Here is a 15,846-nt window from a genome sequence, read left to right as displayed (position 1 = left end):
CCAACAACTCATTATTAAAGGGACTCGACTATGTCAGCATTTATTCGTTTATTACTGATCGCAACATTAAGCAGCACACTGCTGGTTGCTTGCGGTGACAAAGAACCACAAGTTGAACAAGCGGTTGAATCTGCACAAGAACATGCTGAAACCGCCGCCAGCGAAGCCAAAAATGCTGCAGCCGACGCGGTACAAGCCGCCAAAGAAGCCGCTGCCGCCGCTGAGCAACAAGCCGCAGAAACTGCCGATGCCGCCAAAGCAGCGGTTGAAAACAAATAATCGTTTTTAGCAGCACAAAAACCCGCATTTATGCGGGTTTTTTATTGGCACTTTTCCACACTTTATTAGTAATTCTTTGCCTTCTTTAATGCGTTAGTCTAGCCGTCCTACGGAATGTTTCCTGTACACTGCGTCGAGATTCGACACTTTTTTCCAACACTTTGACTGGATAATAGGCTTGCAACGTTTTTTCTTCTGGATGCTGATTGCGTTATGGGGCGCCCTGTTGCCGCAGGCCTCGGCCAGTCCCACGCTGCTTGGCACCACCTGCATGAACAGCAAGGGCGTTGTGCTTGCCAGTATTCCGCTGCAAGGCGGCAAATTTGTCTGCCAAAGTGTGCTCAAGATCTCGCGCGCCGACCAATATGTGATTGATTTTAAAAACACTTCGACCATTGCGCATTTTCAACACGAAATCACCGACAACAACAAACAAACCAGCATCATCAAAGGCGGGTTAAGCAGCGAGGAGAGCGACCCGTTTTTGCTCAGGCATGGCCGCATCGTTCACCTGGAACCAGGCACCTATCGCCTGATTACCTGGTTACAGTCCCCCTACTACCTGGCGCAGCCAGAAATATTTATCTCAGATCTGGCAACCTACCAGCGACTCACCAACCACACAACCGCCGCCAGCCTGTTGTTACTGGGGGTGCTGCTAGGCATTTTCACTTACTACTCAGCGCTGGGCGTGACCACTGGCCACGACACTGAGCGCATGTATGCGCTGTTTATTCTGGGCAACCTGATTTTTCAAAGCGCAGCGCTGGGCGCATTTAAGCAATTATTTGCATGGCACTGGTTTTACCTCACCAGTTTGCCGATTTTATTTTCTAACCTGGCTTACATCAGTTTTGTGTGTCATTTGCTGGGCATTAACCAGTTTCATCACGCCAAGCTGTATTACCTGTCGATGGTGGCGCGCGCAGGGCTGCTGGCGCTGCTGGTCACCGCCATGATCCTCCCCAACTGGATGCTGGAGATGGATAGGATTGGTGTGGCAATTTTTCTCGTGTTTGGCCTTGCCTGCGGCATCCGTCTCAGCCTGCAGAAACACCGTATAGCGCAACTTTACCTGTTTGCCATCAGCGTGTTTGGCATCTTGGGTGGCTTGTCTATCACCGCTGAGCGACTAACGTCAAATGCCTGGACCATAGAGCAATTCGGGTTAATCGCCGTAGCGGTTGAGGCGATCTTGCTCTCGTTGCTGGTGGCCTATCAAATTAACCGTCTGCACAAAGAAAAAGAACATATGCTGGCCGAGCTGCAAAGCACGCGCTCAATCGCCATGACAGACCGGCTCACCAGCGTGCCTAACCGGCATGCGCTCGAAAATCAAATGCTGCAGTTTCCCGAGCATGGCTGCCTGATGTTTATTGATATAGATAACCTCAAACATGTGAACGATCATTTTGGTCACGAAGCGGGCGATCACCTGCTCAAAAGCTTTTGCGAGATATTGTCTAGAAAACTGGATACGCATGGCCAGCTGTATCGACTAGGCGGCGATGAGTTTGCAATTGTGTGCCATGAAGATGATGTTGAATGGTGCCAGCATCAGCTCGAATACACGCATATTCAAATGCAAAAAGAAGGCTTTGCCAGTGCTGGCGCCAGCGTAGGCGTGGTGTTCAGCCATGAAGCCAGCGAGACCGAAACGCTCATGCGCATCGCCGACAAACGCATGTATGCAGACAAGCGCACCCGCAAAAATCGCAAAGAAATGATCCAAGTACTCGCTAGCTAACGCTGGCTACTCCCTGCGCTAGCACTCCGGCGCGCCCGTTTTTTCATTTATTCAAGCAGCTATTTTGCACGCCATGCATGCCACTGCGGGCATAAATGATTTACACTCTGAATAATTATACATACATGACTGTATTTTAATTATCCGTTTCAACATGCAGAACCCTCACACACTGGCGGCTGTTTTGTAACAAAACAAAGAGAAAATCATGCCTTTACTGACCACCCTGCTCATTCTCATTGTCTCTGCCCGCTTGCTGGGGCAAGTGTTTAGCCGCTTTAACCAACCCGCCATTATTGGTGAAATGCTGGCCGGTGTGATTTTAGGCCCCAGTTTGTTAAACCTGATTGCACCAACCCCCGCCCTGACAGGTATTTCAGAGTTTGCGGTGTTTCTGATTGTCCTGTCTGCTGGCCTGGAAATGAACTTCAAGGAGGTGATAGACTCCATGCGCGGCAAGGGCGTGGTCATTGCACTGTTAGGGTTTATTTTACCGCTCACAGGCGGCATTCTGGTCGGCGTCGGCTTTGGCCTCGATGTCAGCCGCACTATATTTTTGGGTTTGTGCGTGTCAATCACCGCCTTGCCGGTCACCGTGAGCATTTTGCAAAGCTTTAAGTTGCTAGACTCCAACATTGCACGCTACTCGGTTGCCACCGCCATTTTTAACGATATTGCCGCCTTGCTGGTATTGGGCGTGATTCTTAATCTGCCAGAACAAAAGTCCTACCAAGCCGTGGCCGGTGCTATTTTTCACGCCAGCTGGAAACTGATCCTGCTGATTGTGTTAATCGTCAGCGTCAGCCTGTTGATCAAAAAAGTAGTCGAAAAAGGCATTAATATTGACCAGTGGTCAGAAAAACTGGTGGATTTAATCGGCAATGAAGCCTTATTTGGCCTGCTATTGCTACTGGTGCTGATCTTTGGCTCGGTGAGCGCCGCCCTGGGCTTTCACTTTGTGATTGGCGCCTTTTTTGGCGCCCTGCTCATTGACCGCACATTTTTCTTGCCATCACGCTACAAACAACTCGAGCTAACCTTGAGCTCGATTACCGGCGGCTTTCTGGCACCGGTATTTTTTGCCTATCTCGGCCTTGAGTTTAAAGTGCAAGTTATCGACTCATTCTGGTTTGTGGCGGTGGTGCTGGTGGTGTCTATCGTGACCAAAATTCTGGCGGGCTGGCTGGGTGGCCGCCTGATAGGCTTATCCAAAAGTGACGCGCTCGGCATCGGCTTTATTCTCAATGGCCGCGGCGTGATGGAACTGGTGATTGCCAGCATCGCCTATGACCGTGGTTTTATTGGCCAGGATTTGTTCTCGGTACTGGTATTGATGGGCGTTGTGACTACCATGATCACGCCGTTGATGTTCCGCAAATGGGTGATGCCGCAACTGGAAAATCAGCCGCGCTAGCGCTTCACTAGCATCATCACAAGTAAAGCACTATTGACATCAATTGACAAAAGAGGAACACTGATTAGCAAACAAACCACTCTATAAAAGACTGGATACTCCCGTGAGCGCACAACCCACTGTTTCAGCGTCATCGGTTCCACACCCCAATTCAATAGACAGCCGTCCGCTGTCTATTGAAGAACAAAATCAGTTACTTAAGCTACAACGCGCCATTCTGGAATCAGTCGCGCGCGGGGCCGATCACATGGAAGTGATCAATCAGATTTGTCGCCTCGAAGAAAGCCTGCTCACTAACGCGTTTAGTTCGGTCATGCTGATGGACAATAACAATACGCTACTCAATGTGTATGCCGCGCCCAGCCTGTCGCAGGCTCAAATTGAGAAAATCAACGGTTTGCGCCCCAGCCCTGGCGGTGGCTCCTGCGGCAATGTGATTTACCAGCAAAAAGTGCAATACGTGAGTAATACGTTAACTGACGAGCGGTGGCAGGATATCCGCCATCTGGCGCATGAGTTCAACGTTAAGGCCTGCTGGTCTATCCCGATTTTTTCTGCCGAAAACAAGGTCATTGGCACCTTTGCCCTCTCCAGCTTTGAGCACCGCGAGCCCAGCCAGTTTCACCGCATGCTGCTTGAAATTGGCTCGTCTATCATCGGCATTGTGCTCAACCGCAACAAATACCAGGAAAGCCTGCGCCAATTTGAAAAAGTGTTCGAGGGCAGCGAGCAAGGCATTATGGTGACCGATACACGCCATGTGATTCTCTCTGTTAACCCGGCCTTTACCAAAATGCTGGGCTTTACGCTCGATGACGTCAAAGGTAAAACGCCCAAAGTACTCTCCTCTGGCCTGCACGACCCCAGCTTTTACCGCAGCATGTGGGAGAGCGTAGATCACTTTGGCCACTGGCGCGGTGAAATCTGGAACCGGCGTAAAAACGGTGAAGTGTTCCCCGAATGGCTGTCGATCACAGAAGTCAAAAACGAGGCAGGCGAAGTCAGCCACTATGTGGGTACTTTTAGTGATCTCAGCGACCTCAAGTCTGCGCAAAAAGAAATCCAGTATTTATCGTCACACGACGCCCTCACCGGCCTGCCTGACATTGCACTATTTAGAGACCGCCTCGAGAATGCTGTTTCTATCGCTGCTGCCGCCAACAGCAAAATCGGCCTGCTGGCGCTTAACCTCGATAACTTTAAGTTTTTAAATGATTCGCTAGGCTATGCCTCTGGCGACAAGCTGTTGCGATTATTTGCCGAACGGCTCAAAGCCTGTTTGCGCGACACCGACAGCATCTGCCGCCACGGTGGTGACGAGTTCATTATTTTGCTGAATAACATGCAAGACGACGACTCTATCAGCTACATCGTCGACACCCTGCTCAACGAAATTTCATCGCCGTTTGCATTTGCTGGCAGCAATATTTCCACCTCTTGCTCGGTAGGCGTCGCCGTTTACCCCACTGACGGCAATGACTTTGAAAAGCTGTTTGGCCGCGCGCGCAAAGCCATGTCGCAAGCCAAAGAAGAAGGCCGCAACACCGCCAGGTTTTTTACCGAAAAACTCAACAACGATAGCCTGCACTACCTGAATATTGCCTACGGCTTGCGTGAAGCCCTCGCGCATCACCAGTTTGAGCTGCACTACCAGCCGCAAATTAGCCTCAACAGCGCCAAAGTCATCGGTGCCGAAGCCCTTATCCGCTGGCATCATCCGCAAAATGGCCTGCAACCGCCGGCGCAGTTTATCGGCATTGCCGAACAAACCGGCCTCATTGTTGAAATAGGCGAATGGGTGATAGAAGAAGCCTGCCGCCAGGCCATGGCATGGCAAAAAAGTGGCTTACCCGCCCTCAGCATGGCCGTCAACGTCTCCGCTGTGCAATTTCGCCGCGGCAACCTGGCCAAAGTGATTATTAAAGCGCTCGAAAAAACCGGCCTGGACCCACAGTTACTTGAGCTAGAACTCACGGAATCTATTTTGGTAGAAGACATAGATCACCTGCTAGCCCAACTCGACGTGCTCAAACAGCTAGGTGTTAAACTCGCCATCGACGACTTTGGCACCGGCTACTCCAGCTTAGCCTACCTCAAAAAATTCAATATCGACCGCCTAAAAATCGACCAATCCTTTGTGCGCGACATCAACACCGACCCCAACGACGCTGCCATCGTCCGCGCCATTGTGCAAATGGCGCATACCTTGAATTTAGATGTGATTGCCGAAGGCGTAGAAGACGAAACCATGCTCAAACATTTGCGTGATTGTGGCTGCGATGAAGTGCAAGGGTATTTGTTCTCAAAACCTTTACCGGCACAGGCGTTTGAAGCGTTTATTAAAAGTCGCAGCTAAATGCTTACCTGCAAAAACATTCAAGCTTTCATGTTATCCAACATCAATTTCAACTCTGCGAGCACATCCTCCGCGCTGTAATACTCATTATTTTTGTGTGCGAATTCAGCCGATACTAATCCACGTGCAATAAACATTTTCTGCTGCTGAGGCGCGTTGGTCACGTTCAGCCGCTCTTCTTGCAAAATTAGATCTTTCGTCGTTTTCATTTAACACCTCACATGCAACTCATTGACCATGCAATCTTAAGAAACCCAAGCCACTCATGCAACACCCTTTAAGCACAATAGTTGCAGCGCTGTCATTGAGCAGGTCGTAGAACCATAAAATTAGCCAATAAGATTTATTTGGACTTTTGGCTTAATCTAATATTGATTGTTTATTTCGTTTATTTCGTTTAATCTAAATATGAATCAGTTTTCATTGAGGGATTTAACAGAATGAATACGCTACAGAATGTGGTGCACTTACCGTCAACACCAGAAATTGAGGCGGCAAAGCAATCCAGCCGTATGCTCAGTAAATATGCAGATGCTGACCGTGTACAACTCACCTTGCGCGCTCATAATGGGATGGCCGAGGATATTGTCTTACCCGGCCAGGTCATGCAAATGCTGTTAGATATAGTCTCTGAAATGGCCAAAGGCAACGCAATCAGCCTAGTACCCATTCACCATGAATTAAGCACTCAAGAGGCTGCCAATTTGCTGAATGTCAGTCGCCCGCATTTGGTGAGCCTGCTTGAGAAAGGTGCACTGCCACATCGAAAAGTTGGAGCGCATAGACGGGTATTAGCCAGTGACGTGCTAGCTTATAAAGAGGCATTACTCGCCAAGCGGAATAGCGCACTAGACGAATTAACTGAGCTCTCGCAAGCGTTAGGGATGGAGTATTAAACAACATGGCACGCTTTGCGGTTTTATTTGACGCCTGCGTGCTCTACCCTGCGCCACTGCGTGATAGCTTAATGCGCCTGGCAAACTGTGATTTATTTAAAGCCTATTGGACAGATGCAATCCATGAGGAATGGATAAACGCACTGGTACGTGAAAATAAATACCCGCGTGAACCACTTGAACGCGTACGCGACCTGATGGATAGCCATGTGCCGGATGCAAAAGTGGAAGGCTATGAATGCTTGATCGAAGGTTTAAGCTTGCCAGATCAAAACGACAGGCACGTGCTTGCCGCCGCAATCAAATGCAAAGCCGATGCGATTGTGACGTTTAATCAAAAAGACTTTCCTGCCGAATATTTAAAGGCATTTCAGATAGAAATTATTCACCCTGATGATTTTATCTATTACCAAATAGACATGTCACCCGCCATTTGCTGCAAAGCATTTAGAGACCAGCGTAGCGCCTTGAAAAAACCACCGATGGCAGTAGATGAATTTTTAACCTGCTTACAAAAGCAACAACTGCCACAAACTGTTTCACTACTTAAACAGTATTCTGAGTTAATTTAAACGCGCATTAAATTGCTGCATAACACTCATGGGGATAAGTTTTTACTTTTATTCCCCCCCAACTATTCTTTAAGCAGAAAACGCCTTGCGATAACTTGTCGGTGAAAACCTGAAGGCCAATAAGGTGATGAAAAATACCGTCACAAATACGGCTACCCAGGCTAATGATAAATTCGTAAACTCGCGCTTCACCCAGCCTGCCAAAAACGGCATCAGGCTGGCGATCATATAGCCGCCACCTTGCACAAACGCAGCCAAGTCACCTGAAAACTCAGGGTTTTCAAAATGATCCATGGCCAAAATTAAAGACAACGGAAACAACGCACCTACGCCCAACCCGAGCAATACAATTGCGCCCAATGCCAAACTGACGGGAGCAGTGATGATGATGGCAAGCCCGACCAGCGTGCAGCCCAACGCGGCCAACAATAAAGGGCGGCGATCGTGGTATTTGCCCACCACACCAGCAACAATCATCCCGGCAATCACCTCTGTAAGCGTTAGCCCGGCCAGCAGATCACCCGCTAACTGGCGGCTTTGGCCCAGCTCGATATAAAACGGCGGCAACCAGGCCAGAATCAGCGTATAAACGCCAGTGCCTATGCCAAAAAACACCATGAGTGACCAAGCTCTACGATAACGCCAGAAATGCATAGGCGCTTGCTGGCTAGCGGGTGCATCTGTAGGCACAAGCGCCATTGTTGCGGCTTTCCAGCCAGCCAAAGCCAGCAAGGCAGGCCATGCCCACACCGCCAACGTATATTGCCAGCCGAGTAACTCATTAAACCTGGCCGCACTTGCGGCAGCGATTGCGGCACCACCCATAATGGCCGTGGCATAAAACCCCATCACCCGCCCAGTGCTTGCGCCAAACTGGCCTTTTATAAAACCCGGCAACAATGCCTGCACTAAAGCAATGCCAAGCCCAACCACTGCAGCACTTGCCAGCAAACCGATAGACGAGCCCCAATACGCACGGCTGGCGCAGGCCAGCATAATCAAGGTGACACCTACCGTCACACCACTCACCTCACCCAGCGCCTTGCGTAAGAATCGCCCCAATAAGGCAAACACACCCATCAAGAAAACCGGCAGCGTGGTCAGCAAGCCAGCCCCGGTTGCATCCAAGCCAGTTGCCTGCTCAATTAAATCCAGCAACGGGCCAAGCACAGCCATCGCCGGGCGCAAATTAATCGCCACCAACAGAATCGCCACAGTCAGCCACAAGCGCCCCACATTCATCACACGCATCTCCACCACTAGGTTAATATGAGAATTATCTTAACTTCAAGATAGTTTCAGAGTATGGTTAATTTATCTTGAAGTCAAGACAAAATCAGGAGCACACATGACAAAAAAAAACGATGCCGTCGATGACATCATGGACCAATGGCGCCGCGAGCGGCCAGACCTCGACCCAAGCCCGATGGGCTTGATTGGCCGACTGGCGCGCTGCGAAATGCTGATCAGGCGCAAATTAGACCAAACCTTTGAACAGTTTGGTATGAGCAGTTGGGAGTTCGATGTTTTAGCCACCTTAAGACGCGCTGGCCACCCCTACTGCCTCGCGCCCACAGCGCTTTACTCATCGCTCATGGTCACCTCTGGCACCATGACGCATAGATTGCAACGCCTAGAAAAGCTTGGCCTGGTAGAGCGAGTGAAAAGCGATGCGGATATGCGCAGCATGCCTGTGCAGTTGACTGAAGCAGGATTGAACCTGATTAATAACGCAGTAGAAGCACATATTGCCAATGAGCAAGCTATCCTCGACTGGCTACCAGTTGTAGCACGTAAGCAATTAGACGAGCATCTGGCCGCGCTTTTATCCGTCCTGGAAACACCGATTGAACCCCTCCAAGATTGAGGATAACCGTCTACGCCAGCGCCTTTGATTGAGACATCTTTTTTCGATCACTTTACTTTACTATCGCCGTGCGATAGCATTTAGTCATGATCGAATCCTTTAAAGATAACGATGTAGCCCTATTATTTAATGGCACTCGTGTTGCTCGATTCGCCAATATCGAAACCATTGCAATGCGTAAACTGGCCATGCTCAATCGGGTTCTACGGGTTGAAGAGTTGCGAATACCGCCCAACAATCGTCTCGAAGCTTTAAAAGGTGACCGTAAAGGCCAGTTTAGCATCAGAGTGAATGACCAGTGGCGCATCTGTTTCAGATTTGCAAACGGGCAAGCGTTTGATGTTGAAATTGTGGATTACCACTAACCACCCAAACAAGGAGCAAAGCTATGCGTGAAGTTGCATACCCCACCGCCGGTGAAATATTGCTTGAAGAGTTTTTAAAACCTTACGGCATTACCCAATATCGCCTTGCAAAAGAGATTGGCGTTTCGCAAGCGCGCATCGCCGAAATTATTGCCGGTAAACGAGCGATTACCGTTGATACAGGCTTACGTTTATCTAAGTACTTTGGATTAAATGATGCATTTTGGACTGGCTTACAAATGGATTATGAAACAGCCACACAAAAGGAACAGATGGCAGAGACACTGACTAAAATAAAACCGTTAGAGCAGAGGGCAGCTTAGAAGGATTTAGTTTTACTCTGACCCTAATTATCGCAATGTTTGCGAAACGTTCAGAGATTGTTGGTGGGTGGGTATTGATTGCGATGGGCTCGTACATTCTTTATGAACATCTATGGTAACGTTAATGGTTTGTTGATTTAAGCATATACATATTGCAAACTAAGAATTAAAAACTCAGCTGTAAAATATCTTTTAATTTTGCATATTAGATTCCTGTAATTTTTAACAAAAATAATGGAGAGGTTAATGGCGAATTTACCCTATGTCGTAGCAGGTAGCACTCTTGAAAAGATGCTGGAGAAAATTAAAACAGCATCTGTACCTGAGAAGTTCTCTCAAGATTTTGTCTCAACAAAACTATCCCTAAAAGGCGGTACAGCTAGATCACTAATTCCATTTATCAAGAAAATGGGATTGGTAACATCAGATGGAACGCCAACTGATAGATATAGAGAGTTTAGAAATCCAGAAAAATCAGGATTCGCTATCGCAGCTGCAATAAGAGAACTATACGAAGAACTATTCGCAATGAATGAATATGTTTACGAGCTGGATAATAACAAGCTGAAAGGATTAATAGTTGAAGCAACTGGAGACGTAGCTAGCTCATCGGCTGTAACAAAGACTTTGACCACTTTCACCTCCTTGAAGAAACTAGCCAATTTTGATTCAGAAGTTAGTCGAAATTCCGATGATTTAAATAGTAAAAAAATTGACAGTACTCCATCAATTACAATTCCTAACTTTATTCAGGCAGCTCCCAATACGGCTAAGTCTCAGCAAGAAGGAATAAATTTATCTTATACAATCAATTTAAATTTACCAGCTACTACAGACATTGAGGTTTTTAACGCGATATTCCAAAGCTTAAAACAACATTTACTGCAGGAGTAGAAATGAGCAGATCAGCAGCAGTTAAATCTTTTGCTATGACCAATATGCTATTAGAGGCTGAGTTAGATAAAGTTGAAGAAAAGTATCAAATCGATCTAGGCAGAAATAAGAATAAGGCCAGTAAAATCGAAGATGATTATTTCCCTCAGTTTTCATCTTCCTTACGTGCTGAAGCTAGAAAAATGGCTCAGCATTACGAAGTTTTTTACTGCCTAGAAAAATCTATCCGTGAGTTAATTATTGATGTATTCGAAGCTTCTGACAATCCCGATTGGTGGAAAAAGTCCGTTCCAGAGGCAATAAGACTTAATGTGCAAAAAAGCATACAAAAAGAAAAGGAAGCCGCAGTTACTCAAAGGTCTACAGAACCAATTGATTACACTACATTCGGTGAGTTAAGCGAAATTATCAAATCTAATTGGAGCCTTTTTGGCGGTGCTGTATTCAAAGACTTAAAAGCAGTTGAAAAAGTCATGGCCAATTTAAACTCTTTAAGAAATCCTATTGCTCATTGCTCACCATTGGCTGATGATGAGGTTCTTAGGCTTGAACTAGCTTTGCGTGACTGGTTTAGAATAATGACCTAGCATTCTGGAAGAAAATAAATAGGTAAAAGTGCCTTATTCACATTTAAGATTTCTATCCCTAAATCCCTTGTGAACTATTAATATCCACACGATATAAGTCGAAACACTTAGAACCACAAACAATCATCCGTTAAAATACCCTCCACTCTCGTTTAGTCAGAAATACTATGGATAACCGCATTCCCGTCACGCTGCTCACTGGTTTTTTGGGCAGCGGCAAAACCACCCTGCTCAACAAACTGCTGCATAACCCTGCGATGAAAGACACTGCCGTGATCATCAATGAGCTCGGTGAGGCAGGCCTGGACCAGATTTTTGCTAATAGCCAGATTTCGCAAACGATTGAGAGCGAGCATATTGCCGATAACACGGTGTTGTTGAGTTCCGGCTGTTTGTGCTGCTCACTCAAAAACGAGCTGGCGGACACGATGCGGGATTTGTTTTTTAAGCGCAGTTTGCAGGCAGTGCCGCAGTTTAACCGCTTGGTGATTGAAACCACTGGCATGGCGGACCCTGGCCCGATTTTGGCTAACTTGATGAATGAGCCGGTGATTGAATCGGTTTACCGCCTAGACGCGGTGGTGGTGACGATTGATGCGGCGTATGGCTTGCAGCAGATTGCCGAGCAAAAAGAAGCCTTAAAACAAGCCGCAGTGGCGGATGTGTTGCTGATCACCAAGCGCGACACGGCGACACCTGAACAGATTGAGGCCTTGCAGGCGAAGCTGAACGAAATCAACCCGAATGCGACGCAGCAGTTTGTGTCGCATGGCGAGATAGACCCGATGCAGATTATTGATGTAGGCTTGTTTGATTTTGCGAACAAGCAGGCCAACCCGCAGCGCTGGTTACGTGCGCCTGCCAGTGGGTTTAGCGCAGCTAAAAAAGGCACGCTGCCTAAAGCACCTGCGCATGATGATGTGAATACGTTTACGGTGTATTTGCCTAAACCAATGGCGTGGGCTGACTTTAAAGGCGTGATCCTTAAGCTGTGCCAAACACATGGTGAAAAGCTGCTGCGTTTAAAAGGCATTTTGCATGTGGAAGATGCGCCTGCGCCGCTGGCGATTCACGCGGTGCACTTTACGCCCTACCCGCCGACCTTGCTTGAAGGCTGGGATGAAGAAGAACCGATTAGCCGCATTGTGATTATCGGCAAGGGGATTGATGAGGAAGCTGTGCGCACAATGCTGACGCAGTTTTAGAAATAAGCCTCTGCGCGGGTGAATGCTTTGTTGCGCCGTGCTAGTGATTAAAAGTAGTTATTTTGGAGTTGATATGGGACGTTATTTAGAAAGATTATTAGAAGGCTGGATTTTTCAGAGCCGTTGGTTAATGGCGCCGATGTATCTCGGCCTGGTGGGTGGCTTGTTTATTTTGCTGGTTAAATTTGGCCAGGAGTTCTTTCATATTGCGGTGCATTTAGCCTCGTTCTCAGAGCAGGAAACCGTGCTCTCATTGCTGGCGCTGGTCGATATTACTTTAGTCGGCAACTTGCTGATTATGGTGATTTTTAGCGGTTATGAAAACTTTGTGTCGCGCATAGACACGGCAAACAGTGAAGACCGCCCGGAGTGGATGGGTAAAGTGGATTACTCAGGCCTCAAGCTCAAACTCATCGGCTCGATTGTGGCGATTTCTGCCATCGACCTGCTCAAAGCGTTTGTGCACCAAAGCTCGGGCACGGCGAGTTTTAGCACCGAGCAAATGGCCTGGCTGGTGGGCATACACCTGACCTTTATCATCACTGGCGTATTATTTGCCTGGATGGATAGAATCGCTGGTCATGGCGGCGGCCATAAATAGATGCACCACTTTTAAGCAACCCGCCGCTGGCGGGTTTTTTATTGCCTGATGCACTGGCTATAAACAACCAAGTTTGCAATAAAAGGCAAATCATGGCTGCTTATTTGAGAAATGGCAGCAAAAGGCTATTTTCTTCCATCAATTATATTGTCAACAATGTTGGTTTAATGCAGGTAGATAATTGTCGCGATACTTATTTTACTTGTTGCAGTACCCGGAGAAAAACCATGCGCCTGGCTATACTGAATAAATTTAAAAAAACATCCTCGCCGGAACAACGGCAACCACAGAGTGACCAGCGAGGGCAAATGGACGCCATTAGCAAGGTCATGGGCGTGATTGAGTTTGATCTCAAAGGTAACATCATTGCCGTGAACGATAAGTTTGCGGCGGTCACCGGTTACAGCAAACAGGAAATCGTCGGCCAGCACCATCAGATGTTTGTTGCCGCCGATGAGAAAGCCACCCCTGAATATAAACAATTTTGGGATAAATTAAGCCGTGGCGAGCCAGACGAAGGTCAATACAAGCGTATTGGTAAAGCCGGGAAAGAAATTTGGCTGCAAGCCAGCTACAACCCGATTTTTGGGGCGGATGGCAAGCCGTTTAAAATCGTTAAATATGCGACAGACATTACGGCAGATAAACGTAGAAACGCTGACTTTGCCGGCCAAATAGAGGCCATTAGCAAAGTAATGGGCGTGATTGAGTTTGATCTCAAGGGCAATATCACTGCGGTGAACGATAACTTTGCTGCCGTCACCGGTTATAGCAAACAAGAGATCATCGGCCAGCCGCATAGCATGTTCGTTGAAACGGCTTATAAAAACAGTGCGGCATACAAACAGTTTTGGGAACAACTCGGCCGTGGCGAGCCAGACGAAGGCCAATACAAGCGCATAGGCAAAGGCGGTAAAGAAATCTGGCTGCAAGCCAGCTACAACCCGATTTTTGATGCCGAAGGCAAGCCATTTAAAGTGGTGAAATACGCCACTGACATCACCGCAGAAAAACGCAGCAATGCTGACTTTGCCGGGCAAATTAGCGCCATTAGCAAAGTGATGGGCGTGATTGAATTTGACCTCAGCGGCAAGGTGACTGCTGTGAACGATAATTTTGCCGCCGTGACTGGCTATAGCAAACAAGAAATCATTGGCCAACACCACCAAATGTTTGTCGAAACCAACTATAAAAACAGCCCGCAATATAGACAGTTTTGGGACAAATTAGGCCGTGGTGAACCAGACGAAGGCCAATACAAACGCATAGGCAAAGGCGGCAAAGAAATCTGGCTGCAAGCGAGCTACAACCCGATTTTTGATGCCGAGGGCAAGCCATTTAAAGTGGTGAAATATGCCACTGACATCACCGCCGACACACTTAAAAACGCTGACTTTGCCGGGCAAATTAGTGCCATTAGCAAAGTGATGGGCGTGATTGAGTTTGACCTCAGCGGTAAAGTGACCGCCGTGAACGATAATTTTGCCGCCGTCACCGGTTATAGCAAGCAAGAAATCATTGGCCAGCACCACCAGATGTTTGTGGAAGCTGCTTATAAAAACAGCCCGGAATATAAACACTTTTGGGACAAATTAGGCCGCGGTGAACCCGACGAAGGCCAATATAACCGCGTTGGCAAAGGCACTAAAGAAATCTGGCTGCAAGCGAGCTACAACCCGATTATGGATGCCGAGGGCAAACCATTTAAAGTGGTGAAATATGCCACTGACATTAGCGCCAAAGTGGCTGAAGCACTGGCGATGAAGCAAGCGGTGCATGAAACGGCAGATGTGGTTGCCGCCACCAAAGCGCACGACCTGACCCAACGCATTGAAACGGCCAATAAACAAGGCGAAATCAAGCAGTTGTGTGAGGGCGTGAATGAGATTGTAGACACCATGAGCAATATTTTGTCGGCGATTAAAGTCGCGGGCGAAACCATTAACTCGGCGGCCTCAGAGATTTCACTGGGCAATAATGATTTGTCGCAACGCACCGAAGAGCAAGCCAGCTCGCTGGAGGAAACCGCCACCAGCATGGAACAAATTGCCACCAATGTGAAAAATAATGCTGAAAACGCCAAACTGGCGCATGGCATGACAGACCAGGCTAATGATATTGCCACCAAAGGCGGCGAAGTGTTTGGCAAAGTGGTGACGACCATGTCCGAAATCACAGAGAGCTCCTCGCGTATTGAAGAGATTATTTCGGTGATTGATGGCATTGCGTTTCAAACCAATATTCTGGCGCTCAATGCGGCGGTAGAAGCCGCGCGTGCAGGCGAGCAAGGCCGTGGCTTTGCCGTGGTGGCCAGTGAGGTGCGCAACCTGGCACAACGCTCTGCCAGTGCCGCCAAAGAAATCAAGGTGCTGATTAATGACTCGGCCGAAAAAGTCGCTAATGGCTCACAATTTGTTGAGCAAGCGAGCGGCACAATGGAAGAACTTGTGAGCGTAATCAGCAAGTTTTCGCAGTTGATAGGCGAAATTACTGTTGCTTCTGTTGAGCAAAGCACCGGCATTGAGCAAATCAACCTGGCCGTCTCCCAAATGGATGAAGTGACCCAGCAAAATGCCGCGCTGGTAGAAGAAGCTGCGGCAGCAGCCATGTCGCTGGTGACCCAGGCAGAGAAACTGCAAGAAACAGTGAATCAATACCAGTTGCCTGATGAGGAAACTGCATCATACAGCGCTGGCAGCCGGGCATATTTGCCTAGAACCGGCACCGATAATTACTAATA

Annotated in this window: 16 protein-coding genes; 14 read left to right on the top strand and 2 right to left on the bottom strand. The window is 48.0% G+C overall.

Annotation, left to right across the window (positions count from 1 at the left end; genetic code table 11):
- The first annotated feature begins 30 nt into the window (after positions 1-30).
- From METH5_RS0111725 to METH5_RS0111710, 4 genes are all read left to right on the top strand, one after another.
- Positions 31-279, top strand: a complete 249-nt coding sequence (locus tag METH5_RS0111725; protein WP_029148697.1) for a hypothetical protein — start codon at positions 31-33, stop codon at positions 277-279.
- Positions 280-457: 178 nt separating this feature from the next.
- A complete protein-coding gene (locus METH5_RS0111720; RefSeq protein WP_232411032.1) occupies positions 458-2,026 on the top strand; it encodes a diguanylate cyclase in 1,569 nt (522 codons plus the stop codon).
- A 208-nt stretch (positions 2,027-2,234) separates the two neighbouring features.
- Positions 2,235-3,440 carry a cation:proton antiporter gene (locus tag METH5_RS0111715; RefSeq protein WP_029148695.1) on the top strand — a complete coding sequence of 402 codons (1,206 nt, stop codon included), beginning with the start codon at positions 2,235-2,237 and terminating at the stop codon, positions 3,438-3,440.
- A gap of 103 nt (positions 3,441-3,543) precedes the next feature.
- Entirely contained in the window at positions 3,544-5,796 is a 2,253-nt protein-coding gene (locus tag METH5_RS0111710) for a GGDEF domain-containing protein (RefSeq protein ID WP_232411031.1), read from the top strand.
- A 20-nt stretch (positions 5,797-5,816) separates the two neighbouring features.
- Here METH5_RS0111710 and METH5_RS14985 read toward each other — a convergent pair whose 3' ends face one another.
- Complete coding sequence (locus METH5_RS14985) at positions 5,817-6,005, bottom strand: hypothetical protein (protein WP_036307870.1); 189 nt, start codon at positions 6,003-6,005, stop codon at positions 5,817-5,819.
- Positions 6,006-6,236: 231 nt separating this feature from the next.
- On the opposite strand from METH5_RS14985, the gene METH5_RS0111700 reads away from it, so the two are divergent.
- Both METH5_RS0111700 and METH5_RS0111695 read left to right on the top strand, forming a co-directional pair.
- Positions 6,237-6,692 (top strand): helix-turn-helix domain-containing protein, encoded by a 456-nt coding sequence (locus METH5_RS0111700; protein WP_029148693.1) that lies wholly within the window; start codon positions 6,237-6,239, stop codon positions 6,690-6,692.
- Positions 6,693-6,697: 5 nt separating this feature from the next.
- Positions 6,698-7,264 (top strand): PIN domain-containing protein, encoded by a 567-nt coding sequence (locus METH5_RS0111695; RefSeq protein WP_029148692.1) that lies wholly within the window; start codon positions 6,698-6,700, stop codon positions 7,262-7,264.
- 69 nt (positions 7,265-7,333) lie between these two features.
- On the opposite strand, the gene METH5_RS0111690 is transcribed toward METH5_RS0111695, so the two are convergent.
- Positions 7,334-8,515: an MFS transporter gene (locus METH5_RS0111690; RefSeq protein WP_232411030.1), complete on the bottom strand. Its 1,182-nt coding sequence runs from the start codon at positions 8,513-8,515 to the stop codon at positions 7,334-7,336.
- Positions 8,516-8,612: 97 nt separating this feature from the next.
- On the opposite strand from METH5_RS0111690, the gene METH5_RS0111685 reads away from it, so the two are divergent.
- The 8 genes from METH5_RS0111685 (at position 8,613) to METH5_RS0111650 (ending at position 15,844) form a co-directional block, all read left to right on the top strand.
- Positions 8,613-9,131, top strand: coding sequence for a MarR family winged helix-turn-helix transcriptional regulator (locus METH5_RS0111685; RefSeq protein ID WP_029148690.1), 519 nt, complete (start codon positions 8,613-8,615; stop codon positions 9,129-9,131).
- A gap of 86 nt (positions 9,132-9,217) precedes the next feature.
- Positions 9,218-9,496 carry a type II toxin-antitoxin system RelE/ParE family toxin gene (locus tag METH5_RS0111680; RefSeq protein WP_029148689.1) on the top strand — a complete coding sequence of 93 codons (279 nt, stop codon included), beginning with the start codon at positions 9,218-9,220 and terminating at the stop codon, positions 9,494-9,496.
- A gap of 23 nt (positions 9,497-9,519) precedes the next feature.
- Positions 9,520-9,819 (top strand): HigA family addiction module antitoxin, encoded by a 300-nt coding sequence (locus tag METH5_RS0111675; protein ID WP_029148688.1) that lies wholly within the window; start codon positions 9,520-9,522, stop codon positions 9,817-9,819.
- 246 nt (positions 9,820-10,065) lie between these two features.
- The gene (locus METH5_RS0111670) at positions 10,066-10,713 is read left to right on the top strand and encodes a DUF5343 domain-containing protein (RefSeq protein ID WP_036307867.1); all 648 of its coding nucleotides are present in this window, start codon (positions 10,066-10,068) and stop codon (positions 10,711-10,713) included.
- 2 nt (positions 10,714-10,715) lie between these two features.
- The gene (locus METH5_RS0111665; protein WP_029148686.1) at positions 10,716-11,300 is read left to right on the top strand and encodes a Swt1 family HEPN domain-containing protein; all 585 of its coding nucleotides are present in this window, start codon (positions 10,716-10,718) and stop codon (positions 11,298-11,300) included.
- Between the two features lie 167 nt (positions 11,301-11,467).
- Complete coding sequence (locus tag METH5_RS0111660) at positions 11,468-12,505, top strand: GTP-binding protein (RefSeq protein ID WP_029148685.1); 1,038 nt, start codon at positions 11,468-11,470, stop codon at positions 12,503-12,505.
- A gap of 73 nt (positions 12,506-12,578) precedes the next feature.
- Positions 12,579-13,106, top strand: coding sequence for a TIGR00645 family protein (locus METH5_RS0111655; protein ID WP_029148684.1), 528 nt, complete (start codon positions 12,579-12,581; stop codon positions 13,104-13,106).
- Between the two features lie 227 nt (positions 13,107-13,333).
- Positions 13,334-15,844: a methyl-accepting chemotaxis protein gene (locus METH5_RS0111650; RefSeq protein ID WP_036308274.1), complete on the top strand. Its 2,511-nt coding sequence runs from the start codon at positions 13,334-13,336 to the stop codon at positions 15,842-15,844.
- Positions 15,845-15,846 lie beyond the last annotated feature (2 nt).

The organism is Methylophilus sp. 5 (genome assembly GCF_000515275.1).
GTDB lineage: Bacteria > Pseudomonadota > Gammaproteobacteria > Burkholderiales > Methylophilaceae > Methylophilus.
This window is presented reverse-complemented; position numbering and strand designations above follow the sequence as displayed.

Coding starts and splice junctions, on each gene's coding strand:
- METH5_RS0111650 (WP_036308274.1), top strand. CDS start 13,334: ATGCGCCTGGCTATACTGAATAAATTTAAAAAAACATCCTCGCCGGAA.
- METH5_RS0111670 (WP_036307867.1), top strand. CDS start 10,066: ATGGCGAATTTACCCTATGTCGTAGCAGGTAGCACTCTTGAAAAGATG.
- METH5_RS14985 (WP_036307870.1), bottom strand. CDS start 6,005: ATGAAAACGACGAAAGATCTAATTTTGCAAGAAGAGCGGCTGAACGTG.
- METH5_RS0111695 (WP_029148692.1), top strand. CDS start 6,698: ATGGCACGCTTTGCGGTTTTATTTGACGCCTGCGTGCTCTACCCTGCG.
- METH5_RS0111715 (WP_029148695.1), top strand. CDS start 2,235: ATGCCTTTACTGACCACCCTGCTCATTCTCATTGTCTCTGCCCGCTTG.
- METH5_RS0111680 (WP_029148689.1), top strand. CDS start 9,218: ATGATCGAATCCTTTAAAGATAACGATGTAGCCCTATTATTTAATGGC.
- METH5_RS0111665 (WP_029148686.1), top strand. CDS start 10,716: ATGAGCAGATCAGCAGCAGTTAAATCTTTTGCTATGACCAATATGCTA.
- METH5_RS0111700 (WP_029148693.1), top strand. CDS start 6,237: ATGAATACGCTACAGAATGTGGTGCACTTACCGTCAACACCAGAAATT.
- METH5_RS0111725 (WP_029148697.1), top strand. CDS start 31: ATGTCAGCATTTATTCGTTTATTACTGATCGCAACATTAAGCAGCACA.
- METH5_RS0111675 (WP_029148688.1), top strand. CDS start 9,520: ATGCGTGAAGTTGCATACCCCACCGCCGGTGAAATATTGCTTGAAGAG.
- METH5_RS0111660 (WP_029148685.1), top strand. CDS start 11,468: ATGGATAACCGCATTCCCGTCACGCTGCTCACTGGTTTTTTGGGCAGC.
- METH5_RS0111690 (WP_232411030.1), bottom strand. CDS start 8,515: ATGCGTGTGATGAATGTGGGGCGCTTGTGGCTGACTGTGGCGATTCTG.
- METH5_RS0111655 (WP_029148684.1), top strand. CDS start 12,579: ATGGGACGTTATTTAGAAAGATTATTAGAAGGCTGGATTTTTCAGAGC.
- METH5_RS0111685 (WP_029148690.1), top strand. CDS start 8,613: ATGACAAAAAAAAACGATGCCGTCGATGACATCATGGACCAATGGCGC.